General features: G+C 29.2%; 11 protein-coding genes, 4 tRNA genes and 1 pseudogene. 12 read left to right on the top strand and 4 right to left on the bottom strand.

Translation table 11 applies throughout. From position 1 onward, the window contains the following. Window positions 1–22: 22 nt before the first annotated feature. Both CINS_RS08105 and CINS_RS08100 read right to left on the bottom strand, forming a co-directional pair. A complete protein-coding gene (locus CINS_RS08105) occupies window positions 23–463 on the bottom strand; it encodes a methyl-accepting chemotaxis protein (protein WP_414973615.1) in 441 nt (146 codons plus the stop codon). 825 nt (window positions 464–1,288) lie between these two features. Continuing rightward, window positions 1,289–1,858 (bottom strand): annotated as a pseudogene (locus tag CINS_RS08100) (cache domain-containing protein); the annotation flags it as partial. Between the two features lie 291 nt (window positions 1,859–2,149). Here CINS_RS08100 and CINS_RS07370 point away from each other — a divergent pair. From CINS_RS07370 to CINS_RS07355, 4 genes are all read left to right on the top strand, one after another. Beyond that, window positions 2,150–2,224: transfer RNA gene (locus tag CINS_RS07370), tRNA-Gly, on the top strand. 10 nt (window positions 2,225–2,234) lie between these two features. After that, window positions 2,235–2,323 (top strand) — tRNA-Leu (locus CINS_RS07365). Between the two features lie 22 nt (window positions 2,324–2,345). Next, window positions 2,346–2,419: transfer RNA gene (locus CINS_RS07360), tRNA-Cys, on the top strand. Between the two features lie 36 nt (window positions 2,420–2,455). After that, a tRNA-Ser gene (locus CINS_RS07355) sits at window positions 2,456–2,543 on the top strand. Window positions 2,544–2,552: 9 nt separating this feature from the next. Here the strand turns inward: CINS_RS07355 and ilvD are convergent. Further along, on the bottom strand, window positions 2,553–4,226 hold the full coding sequence (ilvD, locus tag CINS_RS07350) for a dihydroxy-acid dehydratase (protein WP_039651182.1): 1,674 nt from the start codon (window positions 4,224–4,226) through the stop codon (window positions 2,553–2,555). A 127-nt stretch (window positions 4,227–4,353) separates the two neighbouring features. On the opposite strand from ilvD, the gene CINS_RS07345 reads away from it, so the two are divergent. Then, on the top strand, window positions 4,354–5,706 hold the full coding sequence (locus CINS_RS07345) for a Na+/H+ antiporter family protein (protein ID WP_039651180.1): 1,353 nt from the start codon (window positions 4,354–4,356) through the stop codon (window positions 5,704–5,706). 32 nt (window positions 5,707–5,738) lie between these two features. Here the strand turns inward: CINS_RS07345 and CINS_RS07340 are convergent, their stop codons facing one another. Further along, window positions 5,739–6,326: a molybdenum cofactor guanylyltransferase gene (locus tag CINS_RS07340; protein ID WP_039651178.1), complete on the bottom strand. Its 588-nt coding sequence runs from the start codon at window positions 6,324–6,326 to the stop codon at window positions 5,739–5,741. Between the two features lie 42 nt (window positions 6,327–6,368). Between CINS_RS07340 and CINS_RS07335 the strand changes: the two genes are divergently transcribed. The 7 genes from CINS_RS07335 to CINS_RS07305 are packed head-to-tail and all read left to right on the top strand — an operon-like array spanning window position 6,369 to window position 12,763. Beyond that, on the top strand, window positions 6,369–7,673 hold the full coding sequence (locus CINS_RS07335; RefSeq protein ID WP_039651176.1) for an NFACT RNA binding domain-containing protein: 1,305 nt from the start codon (window positions 6,369–6,371) through the stop codon (window positions 7,671–7,673). A gap of 2 nt (window positions 7,674–7,675) precedes the next feature. Then, window positions 7,676–7,996 (top strand): hypothetical protein, encoded by a 321-nt coding sequence (locus CINS_RS07330; RefSeq protein WP_039651174.1) that lies wholly within the window; start codon window positions 7,676–7,678, stop codon window positions 7,994–7,996. Between the two features lie 10 nt (window positions 7,997–8,006). Further along, window positions 8,007–8,735 (top strand): phosphatidate cytidylyltransferase, encoded by a 729-nt coding sequence (locus CINS_RS07325; protein ID WP_039651172.1) that lies wholly within the window; start codon window positions 8,007–8,009, stop codon window positions 8,733–8,735. Then, window positions 8,732–9,808 carry a 1-deoxy-D-xylulose-5-phosphate reductoisomerase gene (gene dxr, locus CINS_RS07320; RefSeq protein WP_039651169.1) on the top strand — a complete coding sequence of 359 codons (1,077 nt, stop codon included), beginning with the start codon at window positions 8,732–8,734 and terminating at the stop codon, window positions 9,806–9,808. The genes CINS_RS07325 and dxr overlap by 4 nt, the downstream gene beginning before the upstream one ends. After that, entirely contained in the window at window positions 9,808–11,196 is a 1,389-nt protein-coding gene (gene pgp1, locus CINS_RS07315; protein ID WP_039651167.1) for a peptidoglycan D,L-carboxypeptidase Pgp1, read from the top strand. Before dxr ends, pgp1 begins: the two co-directional genes overlap by 1 nt. Next, window positions 11,193–12,200 (top strand): tRNA (adenosine(37)-N6)-threonylcarbamoyltransferase complex transferase subunit TsaD, encoded by a 1,008-nt coding sequence (gene tsaD / locus CINS_RS07310; RefSeq protein WP_039651164.1) that lies wholly within the window; start codon window positions 11,193–11,195, stop codon window positions 12,198–12,200. The genes pgp1 and tsaD overlap by 4 nt, the downstream gene beginning before the upstream one ends. Beyond that, a complete protein-coding gene (locus CINS_RS07305) occupies window positions 12,197–12,763 on the top strand; it encodes a type II secretion system protein (protein WP_039651162.1) in 567 nt (188 codons plus the stop codon). The genes tsaD and CINS_RS07305 overlap by 4 nt, the downstream gene beginning before the upstream one ends. The last annotated feature ends 1 nt before the right edge of the window (window position 12,764 follow it).

The raw sequence follows: 12,764 nt of genomic DNA, 5'->3' as shown, positions 1-12,764 counted from the left end.
TAACAATATACCTCTTTAATTATTAAAACTTCTTCTTCCCTGCATCTTCTAAGATATCATGAGCTATTTGATTTACATTCTCTGATATAACTGAACTATCTTTAGCTATTTTTAAATTCTCTTGAGTTACATGATCAATTTGAGCTACAGCATCATTAATTTGAGTAATACCTGTAGTTTGTTCTTTAATACTTTCACCCATTTCATTAATAGATTGAACTAAGATATTAGTATTAGCTTCAATTTCACCTAAAGACTTTTGAGTTCTTTCAGCTAGATTTCTAACTTCATCTGCAACAACAGCAAATCCACGTCCATGTTCTCCAGCACGAGCTGCTTCTATTGCAGCATTTAATGCTAATAGATTGATTTGATCAGCAATATCTCCTATGATAGAAGTAACATTTTTAATCTCTTCACTTTGAGCTATTACTTCACTAGTTTTAGATGAAACATTTTGCATAGAAGAAGTTATTTCTTCTAAAGCTGCTGCAGTTTCTTCTAAAGAAGAAGCTTGACTAGAAGATGAATCTGTTAATTCTCTAACAGCACTTTGTAATTTACCACTTTCTGTTGCTAATAAATTAGCAAATTCAGAAGATTGTCTTAACATTTGAACAATTTCTTGTCCTAATACATTAGTAGTTACTTCTACTTCACCTTTAGCATTTTTAACTTCAGTAGTAAAGTCTAATGCTTTATAGCTATCAAATACACGATTGATTTCATTCATATTAGAACCAACTTTTGCTTCTAATACACTAAGCATTTTATTTAATACATTTTTTAATTCTATTAATTGAGGATTAGCAGGTATTGCAGTAATTCTTGCTGTTAGATTACCACTTTCTATTTCTTTAGCTGTTTCAACTGATTGTTCTACTGCTAGACCATCTTGTTCTAAAGCATTTTTAGTTTTAGTAATGTTTTCATTAATAGCTAAAGCCATAGCACCAAATTCATCATTAGTATTAACATTAATCATAGCAGAGTCTTTTGTTTTATGATTGATGAAGTCAAAGAATGAGTTTAGGCCGGTTGTAATGATAGAAATAGGTTTTAAGTTTTTTGTGATAGAAAATCTTATTAAGATTAAAGCTAATATTATAGCAATAATAGCGATAATGATTTGTTGAAATAAGACTTTATTTACAGCATCAGTATAAACAGATTCTTCTGTGATGGAGCATATGACATATTTTGGATTTAAAGCTTGGGTGCAAGTTGCAACTTGTGTTTTTCCAGCATCATCTTTAGCATAGAATAAAGTATCTTCTTTTGTTGGATTAGCTAAATCAGGGTCAACTTTTATAGCATTAGCTATGTTAATACTTAAATCATTTTTTGTAAGCATTCTATCTTTTTCTTCGTGAAATATAATATTTCCTTCTTTGTCATAAACAGCTGTATAAGCATGTTCAGAATGTCCTAATACCAAGACATCTTTGGCAAATTTATGTAGATTATAATCTCCACCAACTACGCCTATAAATTCGCCATTTCTATAAATAGGTGCTGCGTATGATATAGTAATAGAATTATCTTCTATGCTTTTGTAAGGATCAGAAGCAATAATATTTTTTTCTTTTTTAGCACCTATATACCATTCTCTTGTTCGAGCATCAAATCCAGAATCTCCAACGTTTCTTATGATTCTATTAGATTGATATAGTTTTCCATCATTTTCAAACCCTACATAAACCACATCAAAATCAGCAGCAATTTTGGCATTTTCTAAAATATTAAATATTTCATTTTTACCAATCTCAGGGTGGTTGCTTATAGAAGTTGCAACGGCTTGAACGGCATTTCTCTTACTTTGAGCATATATATCATAAGCTTTAGAAACATCAAACATTGTCTTGATTTGTAATTGCTCTAAGTAAGAGTAAGTATTTTCTTTAGAGTTATAATAGTTGATTATATTAATAGTAATCAATATAATTGCTATTAATAAACACACAATAAATGTTAACTTACTAGCTAAACTATTGAATTTAAACATTATCTTTTCCTTCTTTTGTAATTTTTAGTAAACACGGTTTTAATTTTATTTAATTTTGTATTAAAAAAATATAAAGAAAGTTGTTCTGTATTATTTTTTATAAAAATTTAAGTTTTATATTATATAATTTCAACTTTAGTTTACGCGGGAATAGCTCAGGGGTAGAGCACAACCTTGCCAAGGTTGGGGTCGCGAGTTCGAATCTCGTTTCCCGCTCCATAAATCACCCGCCCGGGTGGTGGAATTGGTAGACACAAGGGACTTAAAATCCCTCGGAATTTTTCTTCCGTGCCGGTTCAAGTCCGGCCTCGGGCACCACTTTAAAATTTTGGTAACTCAAGGCGACATAGCCAAGCGGTAAGGCATGGGCCTGCAAAGCCTTGATCTCCGGTTCGAATCCGGATGTCGCCTCCAAGTGCGAGCTTGATTAATATCTTAATATATAATATACGGGAGATGGCTGAGTGGTCGAAAGCGGCGGTCTTGAAAACCGTTGAGGGTAACACCTCCAGGGGTTCGAATCCCTTTCTCCCGGCCACTTTTATCATTATATGTTTAGCACAGCTCCTTTACTAGCATTACCAACAAGTTTTTGATACATTTTTAGCCATCTTGAATTTATTTCTTTTTGAGGTATTTTGAATTTTTCTTTTCTCGCATTAATTTGTTCACCACTTAAAATTGCTTGTATAGTGTAAGAATCAATATCGATTTCTATTTCATCTCCATCTTCTAAAAGTGCTATTAAGCCGCCTTCGGCTGCTTCAGGAGAAATATGACCTATACTAAATCCTCTTGTAGCACCGCTAAATCTTCCATCTGTAATTAATGCAACATCAGCTCCAAGGCCCATTCCTGTTAGAAGTGATGTGGGGCTAAGCATTTCTTGCATACCAGGTCCTCCTTTTGGGCCTTCATAGCGTATAACACACACATTACCTTTTTTAACTTTACCTTTAATGATACCTTTTATTGCTTCATCTTGAGAATTAAAACAAATCGCTTTTCCTCTGAATTTTCGTCCTCCTATTAATCCAGCTGTTTTTATAACACAACCTTGTTCTGCTATATTTCCAAATAATATAGCAAGGCCACCAACATCAGAATAAGCATTGTCTAATTTTCTAATTATCGCTTCATCTTGAATTTTTACATTTTGTATGCTTTCTTGTAGAGTTTGTCCTAAAATATTTATAGCATCAAGTTCTAAAATATGATTTTTTTTGCTTGCTAATTCGGCTATTACTGCACTGACTCCACCAGCTTTGTGTATATCTTCCATATAAACAGTATTTAGCGATGGAGCTATTTTAGCTATATGGGTTACATTAGCACTAATGTTATTTAATTCTTCTATATTTAAGTTTACACCTGCTTCATATGCAATAGCAAGCATGTGCAATATTGTATTTGAGCTTCCACCCATAGCCATATCAACTATAAGAGCATTTTTTATAGATTTTTTATTGATTATATTTCGAATTTTAAATCGCTCATCTAATGCTATTTCGCAAATTCTTCTTGCAGCTTTTCTTAAAAGTTCTTCTCTTTCAGCACTTAAAGCTAGTATGGTTCCATTTCCTTTTAAGGCTATGCCCATAGCTTCGCATAAAGTATTCATAGAATTTGCAGTAAACATTCCTGAGCAAGATCCTCCACTAGGACATGCTGAGCATTCTATATCTTTTAAATCATCTGCATTAATTTTTTTAGCCTCAAATGTTCCTACGGCTTCAAACACTGAACTTAAACTAATTTTTTCACCATATTTACTAACTCCAGCTTTCATAGGACCACCACTTACGAAAATAGTAGGAACATTAACTCTTAAAGCTCCCATTAGCATACCAGGGGTTATTTTGTCACAATTTGGAATGCAAATTAAAGCATCTAATTGATGAGCATTCATTACAGTTTCTACAGAATTTGCAATAAGTTCTCTACTTGGTAAAGAATATAGCATTCCCTCATGACCCATAGCTATGCCATCATCTACTCCTATGGTATTAAATTCAAAAGGAATACATCCATTTTTTAGAATTTCATCTTTGATAATTTTTGCATAATCATTTAAAAAGAAATGTCCAGGAATTATATCTATATAGCTATTTGCAACCCCGATAAAAGGTTTGTCAAAGTCATCATCATTTAAACCACATGCTCGAAGCAAAGAACGATTTGGTGCTTTTAAATGTCCTTTTTTGATAGCATCACTTCGCATTGTTAATCCTTTGTTAAAGTAAAAATTATGTTTTTATTCTACAATTTTTATTTAAATTTTTTAAACTTAAATTTTTGTTTAAATAAATTTTATTTACAATGTAAAATCTTTTTTCTTAAGGAAAAATATGCTTTTATCTAATCCTGTATTTATCGGTGTTGTATTAATGACGCTTTTGTGTTTTTTTAGGTTTAATGTATTATTAAGTGTGTTGCTAAGTGGTATTTTAGTTGGAGTTTGGTCTCAATTTATGAATGTTGAATATTTAGATATAATGAGTTTTTTTGCAAATTTACCTCAAGCTATGATGAAATCTATGCAAATTTTAATTGATGGTATGCAAGGAAATTTACAAACTGCATTGAGTTATATTTTGCTTGGCGCAGTTGCTGCTGCTATTTCTAAAACTAATCTTACAGCGTATTTGATTAAAATTGTTTCTCAATGTATATCACAAAAAAAATATTTACTTATACTTTCTTTAGCATTGATTGCTTGTTTTTCGCAGAATTTAATACCCATTCATGTGGCTTTTGTACCTTTACTAATACCACCTTTGCTGAAAATTTTTAATAGATTAAAAATTGATCGTAGAGCAATTGCTTGTGCTTTGACTTTTGGTCTTACCACTCCTTATATGGTGCTTCCTTTAGGATTTGGACTTATTTTTCAAACTTTACTTGTGGAAAATTTAAATTCCAATGGTGTTCAAATTAATTTAAATGATGTATCTCAAACTATGATTTTTGCGGTTATGTGTATGCTTGTTGGTTTATTTTTAGCAGTATTTATTTTTTATGCTAAACCTAAAGAATATAAAGAAGAACAAATTGCTAAAATGGATTTTGAAAATTTAAATATGGGTAGAAAAGAATGGGGTGTGTTAATAGGTTTAGCTCTTACTTTAATTTTACAAATTTTAACACATAATTTACCTTTGTCTGGACTCTTAGGATTTGTTTTAATGGTGATATTGGGTGGGGTTGAATATAAAAAAGTTAATTTGGTTTTTGATGATGGTCTTAAGATTATGGGCTATATTGCTTTTGTTATGTTGGTGGCTTCTGGTTATGGTGAGGTTTTAAAGCAAAGCGGAGGTATAGCAGATTTAGTTAAAGTAAGTGTACCATTTATGGAAAAAAGTCATTTAATGGCTATTGCTATTATGTTATTAATAGGACTTTTGATAACTATGGGCATAGGAAGTTCATTTGGAACTATTCCAATTATAGCGGCTCTTTTTTGTCCAATATGCCTTGAACTTGGTTTTTCTCCTGCTGCAATAATTTTTATTATAGGTGTTGCAGGTGCTTTAGGCGATGCAGGATCTCCAGCAAGTGAAACAACTCTTGGCATAAGTGTTGGGTTGAATGCAGATGGACAAAGTGATCATATAAGAGATACTTGTATACCTACATTTATATTTTTTAACGGATCTCTTTTGATTTTAGGAAGTATTATTGCTTTTTTATTGCTTTAATCTGATATTTTGTAAAAATTTACTTAAAAAATTCAATTTTTAAGTAAATTTTTTGTATTAAGAATCCATTTTTTATATTCGTCATAATAATTTAGGTTTATAAATTCATTTTCGTCGCTAAAATATATAAAATTTGCATTTACTTTGTCACAAAATAGCGCTAATTTATGATTGTTTTCTTTCAAAAATTCTGAAGATATCTTATAATTTTCCCCATGATAAAATCCGCATAAGTAGTGTTTATGGCTTTGAGTGCTAGCTAAAAGTATTTTTTGATTTTGAAGATTTTCAAAAAGACGCCACAATGTTTTTTGTGATATATTTGGTGTATCTACGCTAATAATAAACACATAGGTATCTTGGAATTTTTTTAAAATGGAATTTAAGGCAACCAAAGGAGAATGTGTTGAAGAATCATCTAATATGAGCTTAATATTTTTATTGTTAAATTTATCATTTTTAGTACTTATAAAAACATCTTTGAAAAGATGGCTTAATTTTTCATATTGATATAAAGCTAAACTTTTTCCATTAATTTCTAGTAAACTTTTGTCTTGTTTCATACGAGAAGATTTGCCACCACATAAAATTACGCAGGGATAAGGAATTTTTTTATTCATAAAACCTCACAAATTTTTATCAAAATATTTTATAATACTTGTATGAAATATACAGATTTAATACAAATAAAAGATTATTTTAATTCTTTCAAAAGATTAAATTATTTAAAACGCTTAGATGATAATTTATTAGAATTGAGTTTAGATTATCAAAGTTTTATTATTGATTTGACTCGTTCAAAGAGTGCGATTTATCAAGATAAAATTCAAGCGAAAAATTATAATGCTCCATTTGATTTTATGTTAAAAAAATATTTTTCAAATGCAAAAATTTTAGGCATCAAGGTGCTTGATGGTAATAGAATTTTGCGTTTTGAGGTATTATCAGAAAAATCTTATAAATCCTATGAAGCTAGAATTTATTTTGAATTTACAGGTAAAAATACAAATGCTATTATTACTGATGCAAATGATTTTATTATAGAAGCTTTAAGACACATAGATAAAAGCTATCGTATAGTAAAAATTGGTGAAAAATTGCAAGCTTTAAAAGCTTATGAAATTAAAGAAGAAGTTATAAAGATTGATGATTTTAATCTTTATTTTGCAAACAAGGCAAAAGAAATTCAAACGAAAAGATTGCAAGAATTAAAAAATAATAAAATTGCAAATATCGAAAAGAAAATAAAATTTTTAAATGAAAGTATTGAAAATTTAGATGAAGAAGATAAGTTATTAGATAAAGCAAGAAATTTAAGCGAAAAAGCAGATATTCTTTTTGCAAATTTAAATACTTTAAAAGATTTTCAGAGAAAATTTATTTTGAGAGATTTTGATGGAAAAGAACTTCTATTTAATTTAGAAGATAGTCCTAAAAATAGTGCCAATGATTTTTATAAATTAGCTAAAAAATTAAAGCAAAAAGCAAAAAATATCAATATAGAGCGAGAAATTTTAAATGAAAAACTAGATTTTTTAATTAATTTAAAAACTCTAGTTTGCAAGAGTATTTCTTTGTATGAGCTTGAAATTTTAATGCCTAAGAAAACAAAAAAAACTAAAAAAGAAGAACTTAATGCTAGAATTAATAGTTTTTATTTTGATGAATTTAAAATTAGCGTAGGATGTAATGAAAAAGCTAATGAATATTTGCTTAAAATAGCAAAAAAAGATGATTTGTGGTTTCATGTCAAAGATTATCCAGGTGCTCATGTCATCATAACTTCAAATAAATTAAAAATAAGCCAAATGGTGCTAGAATTTGCAGCAAAACTTTGTGTGGAATTTTCTAGACTAAGTTCTGGAGTTTATTTGGTCGATTATACGAGTAAGAAATTTGTTAAGGTTAAAGAGAAAGCTTTTGTAAATTATACAAATTACAAGACTTTAAGCATTTTAAAGGAGTGAATATGCCTATAAGTCCTTTAGGTGGTATTAATTTTGCCAATCAAAATGCACCCGTGCATTCTGCACAATTGGGTAATGAACTTGCGAAGGATTCTTTTGCTACTTTAGTTAATATGAGTGAATTTCAAGCTAAAGAAAAGACGATTGAAAAACTTGAAAAAGTGAGTGAAACTCATGAAGTAAATGATGAGATTAAAGAAAGACAAAAAGAAGAAAAAAAACATTCTTCAAAACATCATGAAGAAAATTTAAGTGAAAATGAAGAAGATGAAGAACAACAAGATGAACAAAAAAGTTCTCATTTGCTTGATTTGAGTATTTAAAAGGAAAGAAATGTTTTCTAAAACAAGAATTTTGAGCGCTATTGTGATGATAGCTACTGTTTTGATTATAGCTATAGTGAATAATTTTTTTATTAATGTTATTCTTTTTGGAATTTTGCTTTATTTAGCTTTTAATGAAGCAAAAAATTTATTTAGCACTAAAAATGCAAGTGCTTTAGTGGCTTTATGTATTTTTATTATTGCTGTATTTTTAGATAAGCCTTTTTATATTGGTTTGATGGGTGTGATAATTATTTTGGGTTATTTAGTTTATAAAAAGAGTGATAATTTAAAAGAACTTATGCCATATATTTATCCGACTTTACCTATTTTAATGCTTTATGAGGTGCTAAGTTATGGCGGTATGTTTGTATTGTTTTGGTTGATAATGATTGTTGTTGCTTGTGATAGTGGTGCTTATTTTATAGGTAAATTAATAGGCGAAAGAGCTTTTTCTCCAACAAGCCCTAATAAAACCCTAGAAGGAGTTGTTGGAGGTATTGTTTGTGCTGGAGTCGTTGGAACAATTATAGGAACTTTTGAATTTAGCGTGATTAAAAGTATTTATATTTCTTTAATTGTTGCAATTTTTGCTGTGATTGGTGATTTGCTTGAAAGCTATTTTAAAAGACAAGCTGGTATCAAAGATAGTGGAAACATTATACCAGGACATGGAGGTATTTTAGATAGAATTGATGCAGTAATTATTGCTGCATTTGCTATGGCAACTTTGATATGATTTTACTTGGGAGCACAGGAAGTATAGGAGTTAATACTCTTTTTATTGCTGAGTGTGAAAAAATATCTATAGAAGCCTTATCTTGTGGTAAAAATATCAAACTTTTAAATGAACAAATAGCTAAATTTAAACCTAAATTTGTTTGTATACAAGATCCTAAAGATAAAATTTTAGTCAACCATGATAAAGTGTTTTGTTCACAAGATGGTCTAAAAGATATGATAAGTCAATGTAAAAGTGATTTAGTAGTTAATGCAATTGTAGGATTTGCGGGTTTAAATTCAAGCTTGATGGCTCAAAAACTTGGTAAAAGTTTAGCCTTAGCAAACAAAGAAAGTCTTGTGGTGGCTGGGAAATTTTTCGATGTTTCTAAAATTAGAGCAATAGATAGCGAGCATGCAGCTTTAAAATGCTTGATTGACAAAAGAAAAGATATTAAAAAACTCTACATAACAGCAAGCGGTGGAGCTTTTTATAAATATAAAATTAAAGATTTAAAATATGTTAGTCCCAAAGAAGCATTAAAGCATCCTAATTGGTCTATGGGAGCTAAGATTACTATAGATAGTGCGAGTATGTGTAATAAGCTTTTTGAAATTATAGAAGCTTATCATTTGTATGGTATGAAAAATATTGATGCTTTGATAGAAAGAAAGTCTTTAGTGCATGCTTTGTGTGAATTTGAAGATGGGGGAATTAGCGCATATTTTTCTCATGCAAATATGTGCTTATCTATAGCTCAAGCTATTTTAAAATTTCATAATAAAAATTTTATAGAACCACTTAATTTATCAAAGATACAAAATTTAAAATTTAAAAAAATTAGTTTAAAAAAATATCCTATATTTACATTAAAAGACGAAATTTTAAAATATCCTGATATTGGCGTTATTATAAATAGTGCTAATGAATATATGGTATATAAATTTTTAGAAGAAAAAGTGGGATTTTTAGATATAGCAAAAGGTATTTTTAGAGCACTTGATCATTTTGGTGTGCCAAAAATTGAAAGCATTGATGATGTATTTGAATATGATATGCAAGTAAAATTGTATTTAGATAGGGGAATTTAGTGAGATTTTTTATATGTATATGTATGTTTATAAATTTGGTTTTAGCTTTAGATTTTAGTGTTAAAGAAAATGGAGTAAGTTTAGATGATAATAATACCGTTTTAATTCTTGGAGGTATTCAAGGTGACGAACCTGGTGGTTTTCATGCAGCAAGCTTGCTTTTGAGTGATTATAATATCACTAAAGGAAAAATAATTGTAGCGCCTAATTTAGCTTTTGAAAGTATTATTGCAAGAAATAGGGGAAATTTTGGCGATTTAAATAGAAAATTTGCTCATATTAGTAAAGATGATCCTGATTATTTTACTATAGAACGTATTAAAAAGCTTATTTTAAATCCAGAAATTAATATGGTTATAAATTTACATGATGGAAGTGGTTTTTATAGACCACAATACGAAAGCAAAGATAAAAATCCAAATAGATGGGGAAATACTAGTATCATTGATCAAAGTGAAGTAAATTCTACAAAATATGCTGATTTAGAAAGTATTGCAAATGAAGCTGTTGAAAATATTAATAAAGCTTTAGTTAAAGAAGAACATCAATATCATTTAAAAAATACAAAAACACAAGAAACTAATGATAAAGAAATGCTTAAAGCTTTGACTTATTTTGTTGTATCTAATCATAAAGCTGCTTTTGCAAATGAAGCAAGTAAAAATTTACCTACTCATCTTAGAGTATATTATCATCTTTTAGCAGTAGAGTATTATCTAAAAAAAGCTAATATAGAATTTACTAGAACTTTTGAGTTAACCCCAAAAGGAGTATATCAAGCCATAGAAAAACCTTTGGAAGTGAAACTTTTTAATGATAAAATTTTACTTGTACTTGATCGTCCAAATCCTACTATTAATTTTTTACCTTTTCCTGTTAATCAGACCTTAGATTATGAGGCTAGTAATGAAATCACAGCAGTTGTTGCTGGAAAAAATTCATATTCTGTAAATTATGGGAACCGATTGCAAACTAGAATTTATCCTGAATATTTTGAATTTTCAAACGCATTAGACAATGTGCAGTTGATAGTAGATGGTCAAATTATACAAAGTCATTTTGCTAATAAGGTTTTAGTTAAAAACAATTTTGAAATTCCTGCTATTAATGGGGTGAGAGTTAATATTATAGGTTTTGATAGAGGTAGTGATGAAAGTGGGATATTAATTCACAAAAATCAGATGCAAAGTAAATATTCTTTAGATAGAAAAAGAAAAATTTATAGGGTGGAATTTTATGAGTTGAAGAATGCGCATCTAGATGAACAAGTTTTAATGTATAGCAACCACACAAAAGAAATAAAAGATGCAAATATACCCTATGCCCTTATAGACAAAACAGATCAAAAAGATAAATTTCTTGGAATGATTTTGGTGGAATTTGAATGAAAAATCTTATTTTAGCTATAGAAAGTTCCTGTGATGATAGTTCTATTGCAATTATAAATAAAAATACTTATGAATGTGTTTTTTATAGAAAAATATCTCAAGAAAATGAACATAGTAAATATGGTGGAGTAGTGCCAGAACTTGCGGCAAGATTACATACTCAAGCTTTACCTAAAATTCTTGATGAGTGTAAAATATATTTTGATAATTTATGCGCTATAGCTGTTACAAACGAGCCAGGGCTTAGTGTGAGTTTGATTGGTGGAATTTGTATGGCCAAAATGCTTGCATTGAGTTTAGATTTACCTCTTATTGCTGTTAATCATTTGAAAGGTCATATTTTTTCTTTATTTTTAAAAGAACAAATTCAGACTGATATGGGAATTTTGCTTGTTAGTGGTGGTCATACTATGGTGCTTTTTGTGGATCAACAAGGAAAAATGATTGAACTTGCAAGAACAAGTGATGATAGTTTTGGTGAGAGTTTTGATAAAGTTGCTAAGATGATGGGTTTGGGATATCCTGGTGGTGCTGTTGTAGAAAAGTTAGCTAAAAAAGCAAGTGATGTTGTTTTGGAATTTAGCATACCTTTACTTCATTCTAAAGAATTAAATTTTAGTTTTTCTGGATTGAAAAATCAAGTTAGGTTAGAGATTTTAAAAGAAGAATTAACAGATTATAAAAAAAGTCATATTGCCTATGCCTTTCAAAAATCTGCTATATTGCATATTATGCATAAACTTACTAAAATTTTTCAAAAATATCATTTTAAGCGTTTTGGTATAGTTGGTGGAGCTAGTGCAAACTTGACTTTGAGAAATCAAGTCGAACTTTTGTGTAAAGAATATATGTGCGAACTTTTATTAGCTCCGCTTGAATATTGTTCTGATAATGCATTGATGATAGCAAGAGCAGCTTGTGATGCTTATGAAAGAAAAGATTTTGTGGATATTTCACAAGAATTAATTAATCCAAAAGTACAAAATTTACAAGGCTTGTTATGAAAAAAGCTTTTACAATCATGGAACTTGTATTTGTCGTGATTATATTAGGAGTTTTAGCCGCTATAGCTTTGCCAAAACTTGGTACAAGTAAAGATGAGGCAAGTGCTATACAAGCTTTAAGTAATCTTAAAATTTTTATCAATGATATTAACAATTATGTCTTAAAAAATGAAGAGCTTTCAAGTGTGGCTTTAATGAGTAATATTTCTAATATTAAAAATGTAGATTTGTCTAGTTTGCACAACACAACGCAAGAGCTTGATTTTAGCGTAGGAAATGATGAGCAGTGTGTTAAAATAACTTTTGCAGATAAAGAAAGTGTTTTACTTATGGGTGTTAGTGTAGGATCAGGTAGCAAATTTCAAACTATAGCAAATTTAAAAAATGAACTTTTAAAAGACCCCAAAAATCAAAATTTAAAAGTTCAATTAGATGAACTTTTAAAGAAGCTAAGCGAGGAAACATACCATAGCACTTCTAAATCAAAATCTTGTCAAAATTTAGTCAATTCTAAATCTTTCAAAGATCTAGCAGGTAAAATATATATATTAAGTGGTAATTAGT

The sequence above is a fragment of the Campylobacter insulaenigrae NCTC 12927 genome, from assembly GCF_000816185.1.
Taxonomy (GTDB): Bacteria; Campylobacterota; Campylobacteria; order Campylobacterales; family Campylobacteraceae; genus Campylobacter_D; species Campylobacter_D insulaenigrae.
This window is presented reverse-complemented; position numbering and strand designations above follow the sequence as displayed.